The 22,150-nt window shown below is 74.9% G+C and carries 22 protein-coding genes; 17 read left to right on the forward strand and 5 right to left on the reverse strand.

Going from position 1 to position 22,150, the window contains the following annotated elements; translation table 11 throughout:
* Positions 1 to 37: 37 nt before the first annotated feature.
* The 5 genes from V1L54_RS25255 (at position 38) to V1L54_RS25275 (ending at position 7,175) form a co-directional block, all read left to right on the forward strand.
* Entirely contained in the window at positions 38 to 1,315 is a 1,278-nt protein-coding gene (locus tag V1L54_RS25255; protein WP_330120430.1) for an ABC transporter substrate-binding protein, read from the forward strand.
* A gap of 234 nt (positions 1,316 to 1,549) precedes the next feature.
* Complete coding sequence (locus V1L54_RS25260) at positions 1,550 to 3,253, forward strand: glycoside hydrolase family 13 protein (protein WP_330120431.1); 1,704 nt, start codon at positions 1,550 to 1,552, stop codon at positions 3,251 to 3,253.
* A gap of 76 nt (positions 3,254 to 3,329) precedes the next feature.
* The gene (locus V1L54_RS25265; protein WP_330120432.1) at positions 3,330 to 4,730 is read left to right on the forward strand and encodes an ABC transporter substrate-binding protein; all 1,401 of its coding nucleotides are present in this window, start codon (positions 3,330 to 3,332) and stop codon (positions 4,728 to 4,730) included.
* A 13-nt stretch (positions 4,731 to 4,743) separates the two neighbouring features.
* Entirely contained in the window at positions 4,744 to 6,165 is a 1,422-nt protein-coding gene (locus V1L54_RS25270; protein WP_330120433.1) for a carbohydrate ABC transporter permease, read from the forward strand.
* The gene (locus V1L54_RS25275; RefSeq protein WP_330120434.1) at positions 6,162 to 7,175 is read left to right on the forward strand and encodes a carbohydrate ABC transporter permease; all 1,014 of its coding nucleotides are present in this window, start codon (positions 6,162 to 6,164) and stop codon (positions 7,173 to 7,175) included. Before V1L54_RS25270 ends, V1L54_RS25275 begins: the two co-directional genes overlap by 4 nt.
* 96 nt (positions 7,176 to 7,271) lie before the next feature.
* Here the strand turns inward: V1L54_RS25275 and dtd are convergent, their stop codons facing one another.
* Positions 7,272 to 7,715 (reverse strand): D-aminoacyl-tRNA deacylase, encoded by a 444-nt coding sequence (gene dtd / locus V1L54_RS25280; protein WP_330120435.1) that lies wholly within the window; start codon positions 7,713 to 7,715, stop codon positions 7,272 to 7,274.
* 263 nt (positions 7,716 to 7,978) lie between these two features.
* Here dtd and V1L54_RS25285 point away from each other — a divergent pair, with 263 nt between their 5' ends.
* The 3 genes from V1L54_RS25285 to V1L54_RS25295 are packed head-to-tail and all read left to right on the forward strand — an operon-like array spanning position 7,979 to position 10,961.
* Positions 7,979 to 8,638: an RsiG family protein gene (locus tag V1L54_RS25285; RefSeq protein ID WP_330120436.1), complete on the forward strand. Its 660-nt coding sequence runs from the start codon at positions 7,979 to 7,981 to the stop codon at positions 8,636 to 8,638.
* Positions 8,639 to 8,683: 45 nt separating this feature from the next.
* A complete protein-coding gene (locus V1L54_RS25290) occupies positions 8,684 to 9,667 on the forward strand; it encodes an asparaginase (RefSeq protein WP_330120437.1) in 984 nt (327 codons plus the stop codon).
* Positions 9,668 to 9,692: 25 nt separating this feature from the next.
* The gene (locus V1L54_RS25295; RefSeq protein WP_330120438.1) at positions 9,693 to 10,961 is read left to right on the forward strand and encodes a GNAT family N-acetyltransferase; all 1,269 of its coding nucleotides are present in this window, start codon (positions 9,693 to 9,695) and stop codon (positions 10,959 to 10,961) included.
* 71 nt (positions 10,962 to 11,032) lie between these two features.
* Here the strand turns inward: V1L54_RS25295 and V1L54_RS25300 are convergent, their stop codons facing one another.
* Positions 11,033 to 11,203 (reverse strand): hypothetical protein, encoded by a 171-nt coding sequence (locus V1L54_RS25300; RefSeq protein WP_330120439.1) that lies wholly within the window; start codon positions 11,201 to 11,203, stop codon positions 11,033 to 11,035.
* A gap of 220 nt (positions 11,204 to 11,423) precedes the next feature.
* On the opposite strand from V1L54_RS25300, the gene V1L54_RS25305 reads away from it, so the two are divergent.
* From V1L54_RS25305 to V1L54_RS25325, 5 genes are all read left to right on the forward strand, one after another.
* A complete protein-coding gene (locus V1L54_RS25305; protein WP_330120440.1) occupies positions 11,424 to 12,311 on the forward strand; it encodes a winged helix-turn-helix domain-containing protein in 888 nt (295 codons plus the stop codon).
* A 131-nt stretch (positions 12,312 to 12,442) separates the two neighbouring features.
* Positions 12,443 to 13,672, forward strand: a complete 1,230-nt coding sequence (locus V1L54_RS25310; protein WP_330120441.1) for a phosphotransferase — start codon at positions 12,443 to 12,445, stop codon at positions 13,670 to 13,672.
* Positions 13,673 to 13,679: 7 nt separating this feature from the next.
* The gene (locus tag V1L54_RS25315; RefSeq protein ID WP_330120442.1) at positions 13,680 to 14,408 is read left to right on the forward strand and encodes an HAD family hydrolase; all 729 of its coding nucleotides are present in this window, start codon (positions 13,680 to 13,682) and stop codon (positions 14,406 to 14,408) included.
* A 523-nt stretch (positions 14,409 to 14,931) separates the two neighbouring features.
* A complete protein-coding gene (locus V1L54_RS25320) occupies positions 14,932 to 16,227 on the forward strand; it encodes a PP2C family protein-serine/threonine phosphatase (RefSeq protein ID WP_330120443.1) in 1,296 nt (431 codons plus the stop codon).
* A 126-nt stretch (positions 16,228 to 16,353) separates the two neighbouring features.
* Positions 16,354 to 16,773, forward strand: a complete 420-nt coding sequence (locus V1L54_RS25325) for an ankyrin repeat domain-containing protein (RefSeq protein ID WP_330120444.1) — start codon at positions 16,354 to 16,356, stop codon at positions 16,771 to 16,773.
* Positions 16,774 to 16,825: 52 nt separating this feature from the next.
* Here the strand turns inward: V1L54_RS25325 and V1L54_RS25330 are convergent, their stop codons facing one another.
* Positions 16,826 to 17,392 (reverse strand): NADPH-dependent FMN reductase, encoded by a 567-nt coding sequence (locus V1L54_RS25330; RefSeq protein WP_330120445.1) that lies wholly within the window; start codon positions 17,390 to 17,392, stop codon positions 16,826 to 16,828.
* A gap of 358 nt (positions 17,393 to 17,750) precedes the next feature.
* On the opposite strand from V1L54_RS25330, the gene V1L54_RS25335 reads away from it, so the two are divergent.
* Complete coding sequence (locus tag V1L54_RS25335) at positions 17,751 to 18,014, forward strand: hypothetical protein (protein ID WP_330120446.1); 264 nt, start codon at positions 17,751 to 17,753, stop codon at positions 18,012 to 18,014.
* Positions 18,015 to 18,056: 42 nt separating this feature from the next.
* On the opposite strand, the gene V1L54_RS25340 is transcribed toward V1L54_RS25335, so the two are convergent.
* The gene (locus V1L54_RS25340; protein ID WP_330120447.1) at positions 18,057 to 18,248 is read right to left on the reverse strand and encodes a glycine zipper domain-containing protein; all 192 of its coding nucleotides are present in this window, start codon (positions 18,246 to 18,248) and stop codon (positions 18,057 to 18,059) included.
* 78 nt (positions 18,249 to 18,326) lie between these two features.
* Entirely contained in the window at positions 18,327 to 18,860 is a 534-nt protein-coding gene (locus tag V1L54_RS25345; protein ID WP_330120448.1) for a hypothetical protein, read from the reverse strand.
* 354 nt (positions 18,861 to 19,214) lie between these two features.
* On the opposite strand from V1L54_RS25345, the gene V1L54_RS25350 reads away from it, so the two are divergent.
* From V1L54_RS25350 to V1L54_RS25360, 3 genes are all read left to right on the forward strand, one after another.
* The gene (locus V1L54_RS25350) at positions 19,215 to 20,252 is read left to right on the forward strand and encodes a sulfotransferase (RefSeq protein WP_330120449.1); all 1,038 of its coding nucleotides are present in this window, start codon (positions 19,215 to 19,217) and stop codon (positions 20,250 to 20,252) included.
* 117 nt (positions 20,253 to 20,369) lie between these two features.
* The gene (locus V1L54_RS25355) at positions 20,370 to 21,302 is read left to right on the forward strand and encodes a DUF3152 domain-containing protein (protein WP_443076783.1); all 933 of its coding nucleotides are present in this window, start codon (positions 20,370 to 20,372) and stop codon (positions 21,300 to 21,302) included.
* Positions 21,303 to 21,380: 78 nt separating this feature from the next.
* A complete protein-coding gene (locus V1L54_RS25360; protein WP_330120450.1) occupies positions 21,381 to 22,091 on the forward strand; it encodes a class I SAM-dependent methyltransferase in 711 nt (236 codons plus the stop codon).
* Positions 22,092 to 22,150: the final 59 nt, after the last annotated feature.

Below are 22,150 nucleotides of genomic sequence, written 5' to 3' on the forward strand. Positions count from 1 at the left end.
GCGCCCGACGGCGGGACCGGTGCACGGGGAGGAACCTATGCGGTGGACGAGGGCCGCGGGCAGGTGGTTCCTGGCGGCCGCCGTCGTCCTGGCGGGCCACGCGGGGACGGGTTCCCCGGCGGCGCGGCCGGACGCGCACGACGGCGGGCGCGGGCCGGTCACCCTGGTGACGGCCGGGGATCTGACCGAGTACCTCGGCCCGGTGCTCGACGACTGGAACCGCGCGCACCCCGGCGAGCGGGCCACCCTGGTGGAGCTGCCGGACTCGGCGGACGAGACCCGGGCCCAGCTGGTCACCGCCCTGCGCGCCGGCAGCGACCGCTTCGACGTGCTCAACATCGACGTGACCTGGACGTCGGAGTTCGCGGCGGCGGGCTGGATCGCGCCCGTCGACCCGGACCGCTTCCCGCTGGGGACGTTCCTGCCGCCGGTGGTGGACACCACCACCTTCGGCGGGCGGCTGTACGCGGTGCCGTACGTCACCAACGCCGGGCTGCTGTACTACCGCTCGGACGTGCTGGCGGCGGCGGGCGAGGAGCCCCCGCGCACCTGGGCGGAGCTGGCCCGGCTGGCGAAGGAGGTCGCGCCGGAGCACGGGCTGGACGGCTACGCCGGGCAGTTCCTGCCGTACGAGGGGCTGACGGCCAACGCCACCGAGGCGGTGCGCTCGGCCGGCGGCTCCTTCCTCGGCGACGAGGGCGCGACGGTGACCGTGGACAGCGACGCGGCCCGCGCAGGGCTGCGCTTCCTCACCGAGGGGGTGCGGGAGGGCTGGATACCGGAGGAGTCGCTGGGCTGGAAGGAGGAGGAGTCGCGGCGGGCGTTCCAGGAGGGGCGGCTGCTGTTCCTGCGCAACTGGCCGTATGTGCACTCCCTGGCGAACGGCCCGGATTCGGAGGTCGCCGGGCGGTTCGGGGCGGTGCCGCTGCCGGGGCCGGACGGTCCGGGCGTCAGTGTGCTGGGCGGCTCCAACCTGGCGGTCAGCGCCCGCTCCCGGCACCCGGAGACGGCGGCCGACCTGATCGCGTACCTCACCGGTGAGCGGGTGCAGCGCCGGGTGCTCACCGAGGGGGCGCTGCCGCCGGTGCGGGCGGAGCTGTACTCGGATCCGGGGCTGGTGCGCGCCTTCCCCTATCTGCCGACGCTGCGGGAGAGTGTGCTGGCGGCCGAACCGCGGCCCAAGAGCCCGCGCTACGACCAGGTGAGCCTGGTGGTGCAGGCCGTGGTGCACGACGCGATGGCGGGGCGTCAGACGCCGGAGGCGGCGGTGGCGCGGCTGGCGCGGGAGCTGCGGGCGGTCGCCCGCGGCGGCTGACCCGGCCTCAGACCGGGCGCGGGGAACGGCGTTTCCCTCCTGCTTCTACTTACATGTTAGGTACCGGAAGAGCTTCCTGCTGCCCTTGCGCGCGGACATCCCAGGGCATAGCAGGGCAGCTTTCTGACCACTCGTTGACACCTCACTGTCGCCGCTACTTAACATGAATGCATAACGGCGGCTCACACAGCTGTGTGTGCCCTTCACTCGAAACAGGAAACGGGATCAGCGCGGATGCTCACTGCCACGGTCGAGAAGGGGACCCCGCCCGTCTCCTCCCGGGCCGGCGCCGTACCCGGCCCGGCCCGGAGCTGGTGGCGGGACGCGGTCGTCTACCAGGTCTACGTACGCAGCTTCCTGGACAGCACCGGGGACGGCATCGGCGATCTGGCCGGGGTCCGCGCCGGGCTGCCGTACCTGAAGAAGCTGGGCGTGGACGGCATCTGGCTCACCCCCTTCTACCCCTCCCCGCAGCACGACCACGGCTACGACGTGGCCGACTACCGCGACGTGGACCCGGTCTACGGCGACCTCGGCGAGTTCGACCGGCTGGTGGCCGCCGCCCACCGGCTGGGCCTGCGGGTGATCGTCGACATCGTCCCCAACCACTGCTCCAGCGAACACCCCTGGTTCCGCGCCGCGCTGGCGGAGGGACCGGGAGGCCCGCACCGGGCCCGCTTCCACTTCGCCGACGGACGCGGCGCGCACGGGGAGCTGCCGCCCAACAACTGGCGCGCCATGTTCGGCGGCCCGGCCTGGTCCCGCGTCACCGAGCCGGACGGCGAGCCCGGCCAGTGGTACCTGCACCTGTTCACGCCCGAGCAGCCCGACCTCAACTGGCGCGAGCCGGCCGTCGCCGAGCACTTCGACGACGTGCTGCGCTTCTGGCTGGACCGGGGCGTGGACGGCTTCCGCGTCGACGTCGCCGCCGGGCTGTTCAAGCACCCCGGACTGCCCGACTCCCCCGATCCCGAAGCCGACGAGCGCACCCGCGACTCGGTCAACCCACTGGCCTGGAACCAGCCCGAGGTGCACGGCGTGTGGCGCCGCTGGCGGGCGCTGTGCGACGAGTACGCCGCCCGGGACGGCCAGGACCGGCTGCTGGTCGGCGAGGTGTCGGTGCCCACCGCCCGCGAGCACGCGAAGTACGTCCGGCCCGACGAGCTGCACCAGGCGTTCTTCTTCCACCTGCTGGGCGCCCCCTGGGACGCGGCAGCGTTCCGCGAGATCATCGACGCGGCCCTGACCGACATCGCGGGCACCGGCTCCACCGTCACCTGGGTGCTCAACAACCACGACCAGGTCCGCACCGTCACGCGGTACGCGAGCGACGGGGAGAACGCGAACCCCCACCTGGGCACCGCCCGGGCGCGGGCCGCCGCGCTGCTGATGCTCGCCCTGCCCGGCGCCGCCTACGTCTACCAGGGCGAGGAGCTGGGCCTGCCCGAGGTGGTCGACCTGCCCGACGAGGTCCTCACCGATCCCATCTTCCGCCGGACCGGCAGCCGCAGCCGCATCCGCGACGGCTGCCGCGTGCCGCTGCCCTGGTCGGGCCAGGCCTCACCGTTCGGCTTCACCCCGGACGCCGGGCAGGCCCGGCCGTGGCTGCCGCAGCCCGACTGGTTCGCCGAGCACGCCACCGAGCGGGCGCTGGCCGACACCCGGTCGTTCTGGCACCTGTACCGCGACGGGCTCCAGCTCCGCCGCGGGCTGCCCCAGCTCGGCGAGGGGACGCTGCGCTGGCTGGACGCCCCGCCCGGTGTGCTGGCCTTCGAGCGCGGCGAAGGGCTGGTCTGCGCCGTCAACTTCGGCACCGCCGCCGTACCCGCCCCGGCGCCCGGCACCCCGCTGCTGGCCAGTGGCCCGTGCCCGGACGGGACGCTGCCCGGTTCCACCGCGGCCTGGTGGGTCACCGACACCCCGCCCGGCCCCCGCTGACCCTTACCGCGAACACCGCACGTCACGCACCGCACCGTCCGGCCGCTGCGCGGCCCCGGCCTCGAAGGGGAGAGCCATGACCACCGAATGTACAGGGCGTACCGAAAGTACGAGGAGTGCGGGGAGCGGCGGACGCACCGGGCGCACGAGGGGCGCCGCCGCCCGGCGCGGCACGGTGGCCGGAGCCGCCTCGCTCGTCCTCGCCCTCACCGCGACGGCCTGCGGCGGCGACAGCGCCGCCGACCCCTCGGGCCAGGAGCTCAAGGGCCAGACGGTCACGGTCGCCGGCGTGTGGACCGGCGTCGAGCAGGAGAACTTCAAGAAGGTCATGGCCGCCTTCACCGAGAAGACCGGCGCCGAGACGAAGTTCGTCTCCACCGGCGACAACGTCTCCACCGTCATCGGCAGCAAGATCGAGGGCGGCAACGCACCCGACGTGGTGATGGTCCCGCAGGTCGGCGTGCTCCGGCAGTTCGCCGACAAGGGCTGGCTCAAGCCGCTGTCCAGGGACGCCGACCAGCTCGCCGACAACCACTTCGCCCCGGTGTGGAAGGACTACGGCACCGTCGACGGGGTCTTCTACGGCCTGTACTTCAAGGCGTCCCACAAGTCGACCGTCTGGTACAGCCCGGAGGCGTTCGAGCAGGCCGGCGTCAACCCGCCCGAGACCTACGACCAGTTGCTGACGGCGGGCCGCACCCTCTCCGACTCCGGCCTGGCGGCCTTCTCCGTCGCCGGCGAGGCCGGCTGGCCGCTCACCGACTGGTTCGAGAACATCTACCTCTCCCAGGCCGGCCCCGGGATGTACGACAAACTCGCCCACCACGAGATCCCCTGGACCCACCCGTCCGTCGTCGAGGCCCTCACCACCCTCGGCGAGCTCTTCGGTGACGACGAACTGGTGGAGGGCGGCGGCACCGGGGCGCTGCGCACCGACTTCCCCGAGTCCGTCGAGCGGGTCTTCGGCAACGAGCCGAAGGCGGGCATGGTCTACGAGGGCGACTTCGTGGCGGGCCTGATCTCCGGCCAGTTCAACAAGAAGGTCGGCGAGGACGCGAAGTTCTTCCCCTTCCCGGCCGTGGACGGCGGCGAGCCGCCGGTGGTCGGCGGCGGGGACGCCGCGGTGGTGCTCAGGAAGGGTGAGAACACCGAGGCGGGCATGGCGTTCGTGGAGTTCCTGGCCACCCCCGAGGCGGCCGAGGTGTGGGCCGAGGCGGGCGGCTTCCTCTCCCCCAACGAGTCCCTGGACCTGAACGCCTACCAGGACGAGACCACCCGGCAGACCGCCGAGTCCCTGGTGGCGGCCGGTGACGACGTGCGGTTCGACATGTCCGACCAGGCCCCGGCGGCCTTCGGCGGCACCCAGGGCGCCGGCGAGTGGAAGCTCCTCCAGGACTTCCTGCGCGATCCCTCCGACCCGGCGGGCACCGCGGAGAAGCTGGAGGCCGCCGCGGCCAAGGCCTGGCAGCGGGGCTGAGGGGGAATCGGCCATGACCTCCTCTCCCCCCGCGGCGGTCCCCGTACCGCCCGCCTCGGCCGGTGACGGCCGGGCAGCCCGGGAAGGCTCCCCGGCCGGGGCCCCCGCGCCCGACGACCGGGCCGCGGCGCTCCGGCGGAGCGCCCGGCGGCGCCGGCAGCTGAGCGCCGCGCTGTTCCTGCTGCCCGCCCTGCTGCTGCTCGGCGCGCTGGTCGCGTACCCGATCCTGTTCTCCGTCGGCCGCAGCCTCTTCGACGCCTCCGGCACCCGGTTCGTGGGCGCCGGGAACTACGTCGAGATGTTCCGCGACCCGGCCACCCTCAAGGCGGTCCGCAACACCGCGATCTGGGTCGTGGTCGCCCCGGCGTTGCTGACCGGCCTCGGGCTGATCCTGGCCGTGCTCACCGAGAAGGTGCGCTGGGCCACCGCGTTCAAGCTGCTGATGTTCATGCCGATGGCGATCTCCTTCCTCGCCGCGGGCATCATCTTCCGCATCGCCTACGAGCAGGACCCCGAGCGCGGCGTCCTGAACGCCGTCGTCACCGGCGTCCACGGCACCTTCGCCGACGAGCCCCCCTACCCCGGCGCCCGCGTCCGGGAGGAGAGCGGGGTCACCGAGGCGGCGGACGGCTCGTACGCCACGGCCGCGGACCTGTCCCCGGGCGGCCGCACCGTCTCCCTGGGCGTGGTCGGCGTCCCGCCGAAGGAGGTGCCGGCCGGCGCGGAGCCCGCCGCGACCGCCCCGGGGGCCGGGGACGGGGTCCTGGCCGGCACCGTCTACCTGGACTTCACCCCCGGCGGGGGCGGCGAGGCGGGCCGGATCGACTCCGGCGAGCGCGGCCTGCCCGGCATGACGGTCGAGGCGGTGCGCGACGGCGCGGTGGCGGGGAAGGCCACCACCGCGGCCGACGGCTCGTTCCGCATCACCGGGCTGTCGGGGAGCGGGGCGTACTCCCTGAAGCTGCCCGCGGCCAACTTCGCCGAGCCCTACGGCGGTGTCTCCTGGCTGGGCCCGGCCCTGGTCACCCCGGCGATCATCGGCGCCTACCTGTGGATCTGGACGGGCTTCTCGATGGTCCTCATCGGCGCCGGGCTGGCCGCGATGCCCCGGGACGTGCTGGAGGCCGCCCGGATGGACGGCGCGAACGAGTGGCAGATCTTCCGGCGGATCACCGTGCCGCTGCTCGCGCCCGTGCTGACCGTGGTCTTCGTGACCCTGGTGATCAATGTGCTGAAGGTCTTCGACCTCGTCTACATCATCGCTCCCGGACCGGTGCTCGAGGACGCCAACGTGCTGGCCATGCAGATGTGGCTGGTCTCCTTCGGCGGCGGCAACAACCAGGGCCTGGGCAGCGCCATCGGCGTCCTGCTGCTGCTCCTGGTGGTTCCGGCCATGATCTTCAACATCCGACGCTTCCGCAGGAGCAGCCGATGACCGCTCACGGCACCGTCCAGGAGAGGCCGGAGAACCCGGAGCACCCCGAGAACTCCGGGAACTCCGGGAACTCCGGGAAGGCACCGGCCGCACAGCCCCCGGCGTCCGCGGCGGCGGTCGCCGGGTCCCCGCCCCCCGCCGGGCTCCCCGCCCCCGCCCGGCGGGGGGCCGCCGGCCGGCTCACGGCCCTGCTGGGCCGGACCGCGGTCCAGGTGTTCCTCGTCGTGACCGCGCTGGTCTGGATCACCCCCGCGCTCGGCCTGTTCCTGTCCTCGCTGCGCTCGGAGGAGGACAACGCCACCGGCGGCTGGTGGGAGGCGCTGGCCGAGCCGGGCGGGCTGTCCGTCGACAACTACACGGCGCTGCTGGAGAACTCCGGCATCACCGAGGCCTTCTGGAACACCGTGCTGATCTCGGTGCCCACCACCGTCTCGGTGGTGGTGATCGCGGCCCTGGCGGGCTACGCGTTCGCCTGGCTGGAGTTCCCCGGCCGCGACTGGATCTTCCTGGTGGTGGTCGGCCTGCTGGTGGTGCCGGTCCAGGTCGGGCTGCTGCCGGTGGCGAAGATGTTCGGCGCGCTGGGGCTGTTCGGCACGATCCCCGGGGTGGTGCTGTTCCACATCGCCTACGGCCTGCCGTTCGCGATCTTCCTGCTGCGCAACTACTTCGCGGAGATCCCCCGCGAGATGCTGGAGGCCGCGCGGATGGACGGCGGCGGGGAGTGGCGGATCTTCACGCGGCTCGTCCTGCCGGTGGGGCGGCCCGCGATCGCGAGCCTGGCGATCTTCCAGTTCCTGTGGGTCTGGAACGACATGCTGGTCGCGCTGATCTTCGCGGACAGCGACTCGCAGCCGCTGACCGTCGCGCTCCAGTCGGAGATGCGGCAGTTCGGCAGCAACATCGAGATCCTGGCGCCCGGCGCCTTCCTCTCCCTGGCCGTGCCGCTGGTGGTGTTCTTCGCCTTCCAGAAGCACTTCGTGCAGGGCGTGATGGCCGGCTCGGTGAAGTGACCGCCCCGGCGGCTCCCCCGGCCGTCCCGGTCCTCGCCCGGAGCCGCCCCGACGAACGCCCGGCTGCCCGTCGCCTCCCCCGTGCGGGCAGCCGGGTCACACCTCCAGCAGCACCGTGAACGGGCCGTCGTTCGTGAGCGAGACCGCCATCCTCGCCCCGAACCGGCCCGTCTCCACCCGGGCGCCCAGCGCCCGCAGCCGGGCGCACACCTCGTCCACCAGCGGCTCGGCGACCGGCCCGGGGGCGGCGGCCTGCCAGGTGGGGCGGCGCCCCTTGCGGGCGTCACCGTAGAGAGTGAACTGGCTCACCACCAGCAGCGGCGCCCCGGTGTCCGAGCAGGAACGCTCCCCCTCCAGCACGCGCAGGCCCCACAGTTTGCGCGCGAGCCTGTCCGCCTTCTCCGGAGTGTCGTCATGGGTCACCCCGACCAGTACGCACAGCCCCTCGCCCTTGATCTCGCCGACGGTCTCCCCGCCGCCCCCGTCCCCACTCCCGACGACGACCCTGGCCCCGTCGACCCTCTGCACCACAGCACGCATGCGGACCATCATGCCGCGCCCCCGGGCCGGCCGCGGCACGCGCCCGGTCGCGCCCCCGGCGCACCCCTGCGGGCGCCCGCCGGACGGCCGCCCGGCACCCGCCGGAGGGGTGCCCCGCGCTGCACGCAGGGTGCCCGTGATGGCACGATGCGTACCGCGCGGCGTGTGCCGTACGGCACACGCGGTGGCCGGCGCGGCGTATCCGCGGCGGGCCGCGGTGCTCCGCCGCGGTCCACGGCGAAGGGGATGAGGGGCATAAGACCATGAGCACTGCCGGAACCGGGCAGACGCCCGGAACCGTACCGGCGACCCGCGCGGCCGCCGACACCCGCGGCGCACCCGCGCCGGGCAGCCCGCCGGACACCTCAGCAGGCACCTCGCCGGGCAGCCCGCCGGACGCGTACGGGGCGCTCCCGGCGGTGCTGCGCGACACCGAGCCGCCGAGACTCACCGGCCTGCGCCTGCCCCAGCTGCGCGAACTGCGCCGCCAGGCGCAGCAGGAGGAGGCGGACACCGGCTACGTACGGCGGCTGGTCCAGGGCCGGCTCGACCTGCTGCGCGCCGAACTGGCCCGCCGCGGCGGCACGGCGGCGCCGGTCGTCGACCGGCTGGCGGAGATCCTCGCCGACGGCCCCTCCCCGGCGGGCGGCCCGGCGCGGTCCGCCCGCCATGTGACCCTGCGCACCCCGCGCAGCGAGGAGTACCGGCGGCTGGCCGAGAGCGTGCTCGCCGAGGTGGAGCTCTCCGATCCGGCCGCCCGCACCGAGGACGAGCTGCACGCCGCCATGGCGCGGCTGGGCCAGTACGAGCGGCAGCTCTCCCGCCGCCGCCAGGTGCTCCAGGACACGGCGAACGGGTGCAGCGCGGAGATCGCCCGCAGGTACCGTGAGGGCGAAGCACACGTGGACGACCTGCTGCCCTGACCCCGGGCGGCGGCCGTCCCTCCCGCACCCAGGGAAGGCCCGCCCATGAGCACCACCGTGTCCGTGTCCGACGCGTCCCCGGCCTCTCCGGCCCCTCCGGTCCTCGCCGAGGCCGTCCGCTCCGGCTTCACCGAGAGCCGGCACCGCGGCTCGCTGGTGGTGCTCGGTCCGGACGGCGCGGTCGAGTGGTCGCTGGGCGAGGTGGCGGCGCCGGTCTTCCCCCGCTCGTGCGTCAAGCCGCTGCAGGCGGCGGCCGTGCTGCGGGCCGGTGCGGAACTGTCCGGGGAGCGGCTGGCGCTGGCCGCGGCCAGCCACTCCGGCGAGCCCTTCCACCTGGACCTGGTGCGCAAGCTGCTCGCCGAGCACGGGCTGACCGAGGACGAGCTGACCTGCCCGCCCGATCTGCCGCTGGACCGGACGGAGGCCGAGCGGTGGCTGGCGGCCGGCGGGCGCCCGTCCCGCGCCGCCATGAACTGCTCGGGCAAGCACACCGCGTTCCTCGCCGCCTGCGACGCGAACGGCTGGCCGCGCGCCGGCTGCCTCGACCCCGGGCACCCCCTGCAACTGCTGGTCCGCGAAACGGTCGAGGCCGCGGCGGGCGAGCCGGTGGCGCACACCGGGACGGACGGCTGCGGCGCCCCGCTGTTCGCCTTCTCCCTCACCGGCCTGGCCCGCGCCTTCCGCGCCCTGGTGCTGGCCGAACCCGGCAGCCCCGAGCGCCGGGTCGCGGACGCGATGCGCGCCCACCCCGAGTACGTGGCGGGCACCCGCCGCGCCGACACCCTGCTGATGCGCGGGGTGCCGGGCGCGCTGGCGAAGATGGGGGCCGAGGCGGTCCAGGCGGTGGCGCTGCCGGACGGCCGCGCCCTGGCGTTCAAGATCGAGGACGGCGCCGCGCGGGCGCTGGGCCCGGTCACGGCCCGCGCCCTGGAGCGGATGGGCACGGCCGTACCGGTACCGGCCGGGCTCGCCGACGCGCCCCTGACCGGGGGCGGGGAGCGGGTGGGGGAAATACGCGCGACGTTCTGACCCCGGTGCCCCTAACGTCACCCCCATGCCTGCCGCACCCGCGAACACACCCGACATCCGCGCCCTGACCGAGGACGACTACCCGGCATGGGTCCGCGCCCTGGGGACCGGCTTCCTGCGCTCCGGGGAGGTCGGCGAGGAGGAGCTGGCGGTCCGGCGCGGCGGGATCGAGCTGGACCGCACCCTGGGCGCGTTCGACGGGGACCGCTGCGTCGCCACCTTCCGCACCTTCGCGCAGCGGCTCACCGTCCCCGGCGGCGCCGCGGTGGACTCCCTCGCCGTCACCAACATCACCGTCGCCGCCACCCACCGCCGCCGCGGGCTGCTGACCCGGATGATGACGGAGGCGCTGACCGCCGCGAAGGAGCGCGGGGACGCCTGCTCCACGCTCGACGCCGCCGAGTACCCGATATACGGCCGCTACGGCTACGGCCCGGCGGCCTGGGCCACCGAGTGGGAGGTGGACGTCCACCGCACCGGTCTGGACCGGCACCGCCCGGTGCCGCTGCCGCCCGGCGCCCGGATCGACCTGGCCGGCGCCGCCGAGGTGCGCGCCGAGGGCGCCGCCCTGCACGAGCGGGTGCGCGCCCTGCCCGACCGGCAGGGGACGGTCGACCGCTCCGCGCGCTGGTGGCGGCTGGCCACCGGCGAGCTGGACTGGCCCGGCAGCGGCTGGAAGCGCCCCTTCCACGTGCTGTACCGCGACGCCGCGGGGCGGGTGCGGGGCCTGGCGGCGTACACGGTGGAGGGCCGCTGGGAGGCCGACCTGCCGCAGTCGGTCCTGGAGGTGCGCGATCTGGTCGCCGACGGCCCCGAGGCCGAACGGGCCCTGTGGCACTACCTGCTGTCCGTCGACTGGGTGGCCACCGTCCGCACCGGCCGGCGCGCCCCCGACGACCTGCTGCCGCTGCTGCTGCCGGACGTCCGGGCCGCCCGGACCGTCCACCACGCGGACTTCCTGTGGCTGCGTCCGCTGGACGTGGCGGCGCTGCTCACCTCCCGCACGTACCCCGTCGAGGGGGCGCTGGTGCTGGAGGTGCGCGACCCGATGGGCCTGGCGGACGGCCGCCTCCTGCTGGAGGCCGACGGCGGGGGCGCCGACTGCGCGCCCACCGGGCGGGCGGCCGACCTGGTGCTGGGGGTGGGCGAGCTGGGCGCGCTGTACCTGGGCGACGAGTCGGCCTCCCGGCTGCGGGCGCTGGGCCGGATCGACGAGGAGCGCCCCGGCGCGGCGGTGCTGGCGGACGCCCTGCTGCGCACCGGCCGCCGGCCCTGGTGCCCGGACACGTTCTGAGGACGGCGGCGGGCCGGGCACGGGGGCGCGCACTCCTTCTCCTTGCGTGCCCCCGCACCCGCCTCCCGCCGTCACCCCGACATGACCAGCAGGGCCAGCACCGCCCCGCCGATCAGTGCGTAGTCGGCGTTCCTCCTGTGGTATCCGGCGGTCAGCATGACCAGCCCGAACACTCCCAGCAGCCCGAAACGGGACTCCACCAGCTGCTCCAGGGCAGCGGCGGCAAGTGCGGAGACAGGCATGGCAGTCCCTCCTTCGCAGGCTCACGGGGACCGGAGTCGTACGCCACCGGTGGTGCGACGGCGCACAAGTTGCCAAGCCTTTGCTACCAACTACAGTCCCCCGTAACCAACATGATAAAGTTGGTCTCCAACTCTGCCTAAGTTCTTCCCTGTTCAACCAAACTCCAAAACAGATGTCCGCCAACTCCCACTCATTGGCCAGAAGTTGTACGGTCCCACCGTGAGTCACGACAGCTCCGCCCCGCACGGCACCCAGCCCCCGTCACGCGACCACGTGGCCGACACGCTGCGTGACCGCATACTGTCCGGCGATCTCCCCCCGGGCGCCCGGCTGCCGACCCAGCACGAGCTGGCCGAGGAGTTCGGGACCAACCGCACCGCCGTCCGGCAGGCCCTGGACCTCCTCCGCCACGAGGGCCTGCTCACCGGCACCGGCCGCGGCGCCCCGCCGCGGGTCGCCGAGCGCGCCCCGGCCCACGAGGCCCCGCGCAAGGCCGACATCGAGCTCGCCGACCGCCTGCTGCACGCCTTCCGGGCCGAGCACGTCACGGTCGACGTCTTCTCCCTGACCACGGAGACCCTCAACACCGCCCTGGCGCCCTCGATGATCGCCATCAGCCGCGAGGAGCTGCGCCCCCGGTCGCTCACCGTCCGCGTGCTCCTCCCCAGCGTCAGCGCCGACCTGGCCCTCCCCCGGCTGGTCTCCGACCCCGGCAGAACCGACCCGCGCCCCCTGGAGCGGCTGCACGAGCTGACGCACACCTACGCGGGCGCCCTGCGCGGGCACCTGGAGACGCTCAAGGTGCGCGGTCTCGTCCCCGAGGTCTCGGTGGAGTTCCGCGGCGTCCCGATCACCCCGACCCACAAGCTGTACCTGCTCAACGGCACCGAGGCGCTCTTCGGCTACTACCACGTCGTGCCGCACAGGGTCGGCTACCGGGGCGAGGAGATGGAGATCCACGACGTCCTGGGACTGGGCACCCAACTCTTCCGGCACGTCAGGAGCGACGGTTCCCAGGACGAGCACGACACCGCCTTCGTCGACTCCTCGAAGCGCTGGTTCGACTCCCTGTGGGACTCCATAGCCCAGCCCTTCGAACCCGCCTGACCGCTCCCCGTGTGAACTTCTCGTTGCCGCCGGCGCACGTCGCCGCGGCCCGTGGGAGACGGCTGCTAGCCTCAGCCGCCTCTCGCCCCTCCTTGGCCCCCTCCGCCCCGTGAACCCCAGGACCGCCGCCGATGCCTGCCCGCCCCCGGGTCCCCGCCCACCTGATCGGCCGGGAACTCGAGCGACACCACCGCCACCGCGACGACAGCACGACGGTCAGCGGCCACCACAACGACAACCTCGTGGTGCGGCTCTCCCCCGCGCTCACCCGGGCGGCGGGAGAGCCGGACGGGCTGCTCGGCACGTTCCGCACCCCCCGGAAGACCGTCCAGGTCGTTCCCCGGATGTGGCGGGACGAGGCCGAGGTGCTCACGGCCGTGCACCCGTACCTGGCGGAAGTCCCCCGTTACCTGGGGCGGGCCGGGGACACCGCGCTGTACACCTACGTCGAGGGCGCCCCGCTCTCCGCGCGCGCGCCGCGCGGCACTGCGCTCGGTGACCGGACCCTCGTCCGTATGGCGTCGATTTTCGGCCAGCTGAGCACGGTCCCGGAGGAGGCCCTCCCCCCGCGCCCGGCCGGCTGGCCCGCGGACGGTGACAGCGCCGGCTTCCTGGAAGCCCTCGTCACCTTCACCGAGAAGCACGTGCACCAGGCCAACGAGCCGGACTTCGGACGGCTCTTCAAGGCCGTCGGCATTCCCCCCGAGGCCATGGAGACCTTCCGCGAGCAGGCGAGGAGCCTGGCGCCCCGGCCGTTCGGCCTGCTGCACACCGACCTCCACCGCGACAACCTGATCGAGACCCCCGGCGGGGGCATCGCCGTCATCGACTGGGAGATCGCCCTGTACGGCGACCCGCTCCACGACCTCGCCACCCACCTGGTGCGGATGGCGTACACCGACCGGGAGCGCGAGCTCCTCGTGGAGCTGTGGCGCGGGCAGATGGCGAGGCGGGGCCACCGCGCCCGGCTGGCCGGGATGAAGACCGACCTCGAGCTCTACGTCGACTTCGAGCTCGCCCAGTCGGTCTACGCCGACACCCTGCGGGCCGCGCTGTCCCTGCCGCCGCGCGCCGGCGGCGCCCGGCTCCGCGCCGCCCTCGACCGCGCCGCCCGGGACGTCCGGCGGGCCCTGACCCGGGCCCGGGGCCCGCTCAGGGTGCTCGACCCCGTCTCCGTGGACGACATCCGCGAGGCCCTCCACGACTGGTACGCCGAGCACGCGCCCGCCGTCCTCCACCCGGAGCCCGCCGCGGCGCCGGTCCCGGCCGGGGCGGCGGTGACGGCCGGGGCGGCGGTGACGGCCGGGGCGGCGGTGGCGCGGCCGACGGGTGTTGAACAACCGCCGACCGCCCGGCGATAGTTGGGAGGTGAATCCGAACGGACGGACCGGCGCGGGCGGCACGGCCGGTCTCGTCGAGGCCGCGGCCTGTGTCCTCCTCGACTTCGACGGCCCCGTCTGCCGGCTGTTCTCGGGCCACCCCTCGGCCGCCATAGCCGGGAGCCTGCGGGACCTCCTCAGGGAGAGCGGCGAGCGGGAACTGCTCACCGCCGAGGTGCTCGCGACCGGCGACACCCATCTCATCCTGCGGGCCGTCGCCGAGCACCGGCACGGTACCGAGCTCGCCCGGCGGGTCGAGGCCAGGATGACCGAGGAGGAGCTCCGCGCCGCCGACACCGCCCGGCCGACGCCGTACGCCGACCCCCTCATCTGGACGCTGGTGGCCACCGGCCGCCGGGTCGCCGTGGCCACCAACAACTCGCCGCTCGCGGTGGAGCGCTACCTGCGCGGCCGCCGGCTCGCCGCCCACTTCGCCGGGCACGTCCACGGCCGCTCCCCGGACCTGCGGCTGCTCAAGCCCCATCCGCACTGCCTGCTGGAGGCGCTGCGGTCCACCGGGACCGCGGCACGGGACGCGCTGATGATCGGGGACTCCGCCAGCGACCTGGCCGCCGCCCGGGCGGCCGGGGTGCCGTTCCTCGGCTTCGCGCGCAACGGGCGCAAGGAGGCCGAACTCCGCGGGGCGGGGGCCGAGCACGTGGTGCGGTCGATGCAGGAGGTGCTGGCCGCGGCGACGGGCACGCCCGCGCCCCGGTGAACCGGCGCGGGAGGCCGGGGCGGCACCGCCGCGGGCGGCGGACGCCTCCGGTGCCCGCCGGGTTCCGGGAAGGTGTGAAAACGATGTGGAACCCGTCACATCGTCCCCTTCCGGCCCGGTAGTGTCGCGTGCGTCGCCCCGGTCGCCGGGCCGCACCCGCCCCGGCGGGGCGCCGGGGGCGGAACAGTGGAAACCGGCAGGAGACCGGCAGGAGACCGGCAGGAGACCGTCGAGGGGGCCGAGTGGGTGACAACCACCCGGCGTCCGCCCGGAGAACGGAACCGGATCTTCCGCACCGCTGCCGGCCCGCCGCCCCGGCCGCCTCGCGGCGCGGCGCGGAAAGGCCCTCGCGAAGGCCCGCGCGGCGGGCGCCGGGGCCCGCTCCGGACCGGCCGGACCACGATCCGGCTCGCCCCCGTGCCGGGCTCCGGCACGGGGTAGTGTGCGAGACAGGCGGTCGGCGGATGCCACCACGACGGGTTCCCGGTCTTCGGCCGACACCGCGCACGGGAGGGGAGGGGTCATGATCGAGGCGGATCGCGACACCGGCCACATCGGCCGCGTCGGCCACATCGACATCGACTACGCCACCCTGTTCCGAGCCGTGCCCACCCCGCTGTCGGTGCTCACCCCCGAACTGGTCATCGTGGAGGCCAACCAGGCGTACCTGGAGATCACCGGCCGCGGCCGGGAGGAGCTGATCGGCCGGTACCTCTTCGACGCCTTCCCGCAGAACCCGGCCGACCCGGACGCCGACGGGGTGCGGAACCTCAGGGCCTCCCTGGAGCGCGTCCTGACCACCGGCAGACCGGACACCATGGTCCTCCAGCGGTACGACATCCCCCTGCCGGGCAGGGCGGACGTCTACGAGGAGCGCTACTGGAGCCCGGTCAACACCCCCGTCCTCGGCCCGGACGGCGAGGTGGTCCTGGTCATCAGTCGTGTCGAGGACGCCACGGCGTACGTGCGCGACAGCCTCTCCGGTACCGGGGACCCGGCCGCCCGGGGGGAGCCGGCGCGGCCGGCCGGCGGGATCGCGGAGCCCGAGCTCTACGCCCGCGCCCGGGAGCTGTACGAGCACAACGAGCGGCTGCGGCGGGCCCACGCCCGCGAGCACGAGGTGGCCCTCACCCTCCAGAAGGCCATGCTCCCCACCCACATGCCGCTCCAGCGGCGCAACGCGGCCGTGCGCTACCGGCCCGCCGCGGAGTCGCTGAACGTCTGCGGGGACTGGTACGACCTGATCAACCTCAGCGACGACCGCTTCGCCGTCGCCGTGGGCGACGTCGTCGGCCGGGGGCTGGAGGCCGCCAGTGTGATGGGGCAGCTGCGCAGCGCCCTCAGCGCCTCGATGCGCGTCGCCGACGGCCCCGCCCAGGCGCTGTACGGCCTGGACCTGTACGCCCGCTCCCTGGACGGCGCGCTGGCCACCACCACCGTCAAGGTCGACATCGACACCCACACGCGCACCCTGACCTACAGCAGTGCCGGGCACCTCCCCCCGATGCTGTGCCACCCCGGCAAGCAGGTCGAGCTGCTGGACCAGGCCACCGACGTCCCGCTGGCCGCCCGGAGCAGGCCCTCGCACCGGCCGCAGGCGATCGCGTCCTACCTGCCCGGCTCGGTCCTCATCCTCTACACCGACGGGCTCGTCGAGCGCCGCCACGAGTCCATCGACGTCGGGCTCAAGCGGCTCGCCGAGAGCCTGGCCCGGCACAGCGACCGGGGTCCGGAGGAGATCGCCGACAGCCTCCTGGATGACCTCGGCATGAACAACGGCACCGCCGACGACGCCGCCCTGGTCGTCATCCGGCTCTGAGCGCCGCCGGCCGGTGCCGGTCCCGGCGGGAGGGCGGCGCGGTACGGGGCATACGTAGGTGGGGCCGCCCGGCGGCCGACCGGCGTACGCGAGGCACGGCGTACGAAAGGCACGAGGAGGAGAACGATGTCCGACGCCCCCACCCCCGAGAGCACCGAGCCCGCCCACGACCCGGAGGTGCTCCAGCTCGCGGCCAGGGTCTTCGACCTGGCCCGGGACGGTGACACCGACACCCTCGCGGCGTACGTGGACGCGGGCGTACCGGTCAACCTCACCAACGACAAGGGCGACTCGCTGCTGATGCTGGCCGCCTACTACGGCCGCACCCCCACGGTGCGGGCCCTGCTGGAGCGCGGCGCCGACCCCAACCGGATCAACGACCGGGGCCAGAGCCCGCTCTCGGGAGCGGTCTTCAAGGACGGGGCGGAGATGGTCCGGATGCTGCTGGCGGCGGGTGCCGACCCCGCCGCCGGGCAGCCCTCGGCCATCGACACGGCGCGGGTGTTCGGCCGGGACGAACTGCTGGAGCTGCTCGTCGCCCGGTGACGGCGCGGGGCCGTGCGGGCCCGCCCCGGGGCGGGCCCTGGGCGGGCCCGGATCACCCCGGGTACGGCGCGTCCTCCCGGGCCCGGCGCAGGGCGAACGCCCACCAGGCGAGCTGGTCCAGCAGTCCGTCCGCGGCCCGGGCCGCCGTCGCGTCCACGGGCTCGCCGTCGGGCCCGAACTCGCTCCAGGCGTCGTGGAAGCTGACCACCTCGCGGACGGTGACGGCGTGCAGTTCCGCGAAGACCAGCCGCAGCTGCTCCACCGCCCGCAGCCCGCCGCCCCGGCCGCCGTAGGAGACGAAGCCGACCGGCTTGGTCCGCCACTCGGGCTTGAGGGAGTCGATCGCGGTCTTCAGCGGCCCGGGGAAGCTGTGGTTGTACTCGGGCACCACCAGCACGACGGCGTCGGCGGCGTCGATCCGCTCCCCGAAGGGGCGGCCGTCCCCGTCCGGCCGTGCGAGGTCGATCACATCGAGCTTCACGTCGTCGCGCCGGCCGGCCTGCCGGGCGAACCAGTCACCCACGGTGGTGACGAAGCGCCCCTCCCGCACACTTCCGAGCACCACGGCGAGCCGGTACTGGTCGTTCCGCCGTTCGTGTCGCGCTGCCGCTGAGGACATGACCGCTTTCCTTTCGCCGATTCCCGGTGACAGGTCGGGACGCTACGGCCTCAAGTTGACTTGAGGTCAAGGCCGACCCGCCGCGGCGGCGGACCGGGCAGGCCGCCCCGTCGCCCGCGGGAGGTAACCGGGGCATCACCGCGTTGACTTCCGCATCACAGAGCGACCGAGTGGATACAGAAGGTGACACAAGCCCCTCGGTGGGCGCCCCCAGAGCACGGAGCGACAGCACGATGAGATCCCGAGTCCGGCGACACCAGACGACCCCGGTCAAGTCCGCCCGGCGGGCGGCCCCCCGGCCGGTCCCCCTGACGGCCACGGCCGCGCCGCGCCCGGCGGCACGACGGGGGGCGGCGCGGTGACCGGCGGCGGGAACGGCCGGGGAGAGGACGCGGAGGAGGAGCCTCCCGGGGTGGCGGTCGGCTCGGCCGTACGGGATCTGCGGGACGGCCGGGTGGGAGACGTGCTGGACGTCGGCCCCGGCCTGGTCCGGCTGCGCCCGCTGAGCGGCGGGCGGGAGTGGGAGGCGGCACCGGACGAGGTCCGGCCGCTCAGCCCGCGCGAGCAGCTCAGCGCCCGGCTGGCCGCGGCCAACGCCCGCAGCCGCCACCCCCGGCCGTGACGGCCGCGGCCGGCGGGACCGGCGGGACCGGCGGGGTCCGGCTCAGCGCCCGTCCCCGGAGCCGCCGGACGGCGCCCGCCGGCTCCGGACGGTGCCGATCACGGCGGCGAGCACCACGCCGAGCGCGACCCCGATCCCGATCCCCACCGCGGCACTGTCGAACAGGGCCACCCCGAAGGCGACGCCGATCGCCACCCCCGCGGAGATGCCCAGCACCAGTTCGTTCGCCTTCATCGCCCTACCGCCGTCCTGCTCGCCGTTCCGCGTACGCAGACAGTGTGCACGGCCCCCCACCCGGGCGGTACGCCCCGGTCAGTCGGGAATCAGGTCACCGGCGAAGTCCGCCACCAGCGCCCACCAGGGCCGGCCCCCCGTGCCGAAGGCGGCGGCCAACGCGTGGCCGAGGGCGGCGTCCACGGCCTCCACCACGGCGTCCTCCGCCCAGTCGGCCCGCACCACCCCGTCGCCGTCCGAGGAGAACCTGCCGAGCGGCCGGCCGTTCCTCAGCAGCCGGCTGCCCGCCGCGGAGTCCGGCACCAGCCGGTAACGGCTCCCCCGGTGGACGACGTCCACCGCGTAGGAGCGGCGCAGGAAACGCCCCCGGCCGGGCCGGATGCGGGCGGTCTCGTCCCCGACGACCAGGGTGAGCCGGGAGCCGTCGCGAGTGCCGATGGGGATGTGGGGCTCCGCCTCGGTCAGCGGGTCCCGGTCGAGCGTGACGGTGGGGATGCCGGGGGACGGCCAGGCTCCCTCGACCTCCAGCGTCCCGGCCCGGCCGTCCAGCCAGATGCCGATCGCGCCGAAGCGCTCGTCCTCGGCATGGACGGGAAGGGTGTCGTACGGCATGCGCTCTCCCCCGTGCGGCCGCCGGCCGCCGTGTCCGGCCCGCCGACCGCCTCGTCGCTCGGTCTGTGTCTGCTCGGTGACGGCCCGGCCCTGCCCGTCCGGTCCGCCCGGCCCGTTCCGCCGCCCTCATTCGTTCCGACGCCGGAAACGGCCGCCGAGTTGTCACCGCCGGCCCTTCCGCTCCGGACACGAGCGAGAACCGGACAGTCCCGCCGGAGGGTGCGCCGCCGCCCGGACCGCGCCCCGGTTGGCGGAAAGGCGCCCTGCCCCCGTCCCGCCCGGCTCCGTACGCTGCGGTGGTCGGTGACCGGCAGCACACGACTTCGATCGGGGCGGTGGATGACCGTACGGCCGTTGACCTTCGTCGTCGGGACCGGGCGGAGCGGCTCGACCGCCCTGTCGCGCGTCCTGAACCGGCACCCGGACGTCCTCAGCCTCAACGAGCTGCTCGCCTCCATCGGCCTGGGCGGGATGCCCGAGGGCGAGCTGACGGGCGAGGAGTTCTGGCGCCTTCTCGCCGATCCCAACCCGACGTTCGACCGGATGATCCGCAGCGGCGCGGCCATCCCCGAGTTCCTCTATCCGCGCTCCCCCGGGCGGTTCTCCGCCGAGGCCGGCGGCATCCCGGCGCTCTGTCTGATGGTGCTCCCGCACCTCACCGACGACCCCGACGGCCTGCTGGACGAGCTCGCGCTCCACGTCCCCGCCTGGCCGCGCCGCCCGGCCGAGGACCAGTACCGGGCGCTCTTCGGCCTGCTGGCCGACCGGTTCGGGCGGCGGGCGGTGGTGGAGCGCTCGGGGTTCTCGGTGCGGTGGGTGCCCCGGCTGCGGACGGGCTTCCCCGAAGCGGGGCTGGTCCACCTGTACCGCGGCGGCCCGGACTGCGCGCTGTCGATGAGCCGCCACACCGGCTTCCGGCTGATCACCCTGCTGGGGGAGATCTACGCCGCCCTGGGGCTGGAGTTCGGCGCCGAGCTGACCGAGGAGCACGCCCGGTCGCTGCCGCCGGACCTGGGCGGCCTGCTGGCGGACCCCTTCGACGCCCGGCTGGTGTTCGACCGGGCGATCCCGGTGTCCGTGTTCGGCGCCCTGTGGTCGCGGCTGGTCACCGAGTGCCTGGCGGAGCTGGAGAAGGTGCCGGAGACGTCCCGTATGGCCCTGTCGTACGAGAATCTGCTGGACGCGCCGGAGAAGGAGCTCTCCCGGCTGGCCGCCTTCGCCGGGGTGGCGCCCGGCCCGGAGTGGCTCGCGGCGGGCCGGGCCCTGCTAGACCCCGGCCGGCGCGGGGCGGCGCTGCGGCTTCCGCCGGGCGAGCTGAACGCGCTGCGGGAGGCGTGCGAGCCCGGCGAGCGGGCACTGGCCGAGGCGTACGGACGCGGCCACCAACGGTAGTTGAAACCTGCACCGGTCTGTCGCGCGGCGGTGTTACGGTGATCGCCGGTCTCCCCCACGAGCCGATGACCCATCAGCTGACCGACCGTCCGTACCCGGCCCAGGGAGAACTGCATCGTGGGGCGCCGCCGCACCGACCGACGCCAGTACACCGCCCGGCGCGACAGCCGCCGCGGCCGCGGCAGCCGTCGCCGGAAACGCCCGCACACCAGGGTGCTGGCCTCGGTGCTGACACTCGGCGCCTTCGCCGGCAGCGGCTTCCTCCTCGTCCAGCAGGGCACCGGCACCCCCGGCGACGCGGCCGCCGGTGACACGCCGGACCGCACCGCCTCCCCCACGCCGTCCCCGTCCGTCCCGGACACCGAGGCCCCGTCGGCCTCCCCGCCTGCCTCGGTCCCGCCCTCCTCGGCCCCGGCCTCCTCCCCGCCGGCGTCCGCGTCGCCCGGGAAGACCCCGGGCAAGAACCCCGGGGAGACCACCGAGGTCCCCGCGACCGGCCCGGGCACCTTCACCACCGCCCGGGCCGACGGCGAGACCGTCGGCCGGGGCACCATCCGCACCTACCGGGTGCAGGTGGAGGAGGGCATCGACGTCTCCGCCGGGCAGGCCGCCCGGGAGGTGGCCGCGGTACTCGCCCACCCGCGCGGCTGGACCAACGACGGAGTGAACGGCTTCCGGCCCGTCTCCTCCGGCCCGGCCGACCTCACCGTCAAGATAGCCACCCCGGGTACGGCCGACGCCCTCTGCGGCGCCGCCGGGCTGGACACCCGCGGCGAGCTGAACTGCAGCATCGGCGGCACCGTGGTGGTCAACCTCAGGCGCTGGATGCTGGGTTCGCCGCAGTTCTCCGGCCCCGTCTCCGAGTACCGGGCGCTGATCATCAACCACGAGGTCGGGCACAGCATCGGCCACGGCCACGAGACGTGCCCCGGCCCCGGGCGGCCCGCGCCCGCGATGATGCAGCAGATCAAGGGCCTCAAGGGCTGTGTGGCCAACGCCTGGCCGTACGACGAGGACGGCAACTACCTCGGCGGCCCGAGCGTCCCCTGACCGTCGCCCGTCCGGCGTCCACCGGGTGCCCTGCCGGTTTCCGTTCCGGATTCGCCCCGCGGGTGTGAGGATGATCCTATGAGCCGCCGCTTCGCGCACTCCGGACACCGCGGCGGCGATCCGGTCGCCGTCACCGCCGCCGTCACCGCGGCCGTCGCCGCGTACTGGGACGCCGCCGCGCCGTCCTTCGACGACGAACCGGATCACGGGCTGCGCGCCGCACCGGTCCGCGCCGCCTGGGCGCGGCGGCTGGAGCGGTGGCTGCCCGACGCCCCCGCCGACGTGCTCGACGTCGGCTGCGGCACCGGCTCGCTGTCGCTGCTGGCGGCCCGGGCCGGACACCGGGTGACCGGCGTCGACCTGTCGCCGCGCATGATCGAGCGGGCCCGGCAGAAGGCCGCCGCCGAGCGGGTGACCGCGCACTTCGCGGTGGGGGACGCGCAGTCGCCGCCCACCGGCGGGCAGCGCTTCGACGCCGTGCTGGCCCGGCATCTGCTGTGGACCCTGCCCGACCCCGTGCGGGCGCTGGCCCGGTGGGCCGACCGGCTCCGGCCGGGCGGGCGGCTCGTCCTGGTCGAGGGCCGGTGGCGGCAGTCGGCGCGGGACGCCGGCTCGTACGTGCCCGAGGCCCGGGCACTGCCCTGGTACGGGGGCGTCGGCGCCGCGGCGCTGACCGCCGCCGTGGCACCGCCGGCCGTCCGGGTGCGTGTCGTACGGCTGGAGGACGACACGGAACTGTGGGACGGCCCGGTGGACGACGAGCGGTACGCCCTGCTGGCGGACATCTGACGGCCGCCCGGCGGCGACACGGCGGGCGCTGACGGCGAAATACCGCGTCCGCCGCCCGG

This window comes from Streptomyces rubellus (assembly GCF_036323805.1).
Taxonomy (GTDB): domain Bacteria; phylum Actinomycetota; class Actinomycetes; order Streptomycetales; family Streptomycetaceae; genus Streptomyces.

What these genes read in the sequence shown, in the direction of transcription:
- V1L54_RS25275 (WP_330120434.1), top strand. Translation starts at nt 6,162, where the DNA reads ATGACCGCTCACGGCACCGTCCAGGAGAGGCCGGAGAACCCGGAGCAC.
- V1L54_RS25260 (WP_330120431.1), top strand. Translation starts at nt 1,550, where the DNA reads ATGCTCACTGCCACGGTCGAGAAGGGGACCCCGCCCGTCTCCTCCCGG.
- V1L54_RS25360 (WP_330120450.1), top strand. Translation starts at nt 21,381, where the DNA reads ATGAGCCGCCGCTTCGCGCACTCCGGACACCGCGGCGGCGATCCGGTC.
- V1L54_RS25340 (WP_330120447.1), bottom strand. Translation starts at nt 18,248, where the DNA reads ATGAAGGCGAACGAACTGGTGCTGGGCATCTCCGCGGGGGTGGCGATC.
- V1L54_RS25255 (WP_330120430.1), top strand. Translation starts at nt 38, where the DNA reads ATGCGGTGGACGAGGGCCGCGGGCAGGTGGTTCCTGGCGGCCGCCGTC.
- V1L54_RS25270 (WP_330120433.1), top strand. Translation starts at nt 4,744, where the DNA reads ATGACCTCCTCTCCCCCCGCGGCGGTCCCCGTACCGCCCGCCTCGGCC.
- V1L54_RS25295 (WP_330120438.1), top strand. Translation starts at nt 9,693, where the DNA reads ATGCCTGCCGCACCCGCGAACACACCCGACATCCGCGCCCTGACCGAG.
- V1L54_RS25285 (WP_330120436.1), top strand. Translation starts at nt 7,979, where the DNA reads ATGAGCACTGCCGGAACCGGGCAGACGCCCGGAACCGTACCGGCGACC.
- V1L54_RS25345 (WP_330120448.1), bottom strand. Translation starts at nt 18,860, where the DNA reads ATGCCGTACGACACCCTTCCCGTCCATGCCGAGGACGAGCGCTTCGGC.
- V1L54_RS25330 (WP_330120445.1), bottom strand. Translation starts at nt 17,392, where the DNA reads ATGTCCTCAGCGGCAGCGCGACACGAACGGCGGAACGACCAGTACCGG.
- V1L54_RS25320 (WP_330120443.1), top strand. Translation starts at nt 14,932, where the DNA reads ATGATCGAGGCGGATCGCGACACCGGCCACATCGGCCGCGTCGGCCAC.
- V1L54_RS25290 (WP_330120437.1), top strand. Translation starts at nt 8,684, where the DNA reads ATGAGCACCACCGTGTCCGTGTCCGACGCGTCCCCGGCCTCTCCGGCC.
- V1L54_RS25300 (WP_330120439.1), bottom strand. Translation starts at nt 11,203, where the DNA reads ATGCCTGTCTCCGCACTTGCCGCCGCTGCCCTGGAGCAGCTGGTGGAG.
- V1L54_RS25325 (WP_330120444.1), top strand. Translation starts at nt 16,354, where the DNA reads ATGTCCGACGCCCCCACCCCCGAGAGCACCGAGCCCGCCCACGACCCG.
- V1L54_RS25265 (WP_330120432.1), top strand. Translation starts at nt 3,330, where the DNA reads ATGACCACCGAATGTACAGGGCGTACCGAAAGTACGAGGAGTGCGGGG.
- V1L54_RS25310 (WP_330120441.1), top strand. Translation starts at nt 12,443, where the DNA reads ATGCCTGCCCGCCCCCGGGTCCCCGCCCACCTGATCGGCCGGGAACTC.
- dtd (WP_330120435.1), bottom strand. Translation starts at nt 7,715, where the DNA reads ATGCGTGCTGTGGTGCAGAGGGTCGACGGGGCCAGGGTCGTCGTCGGG.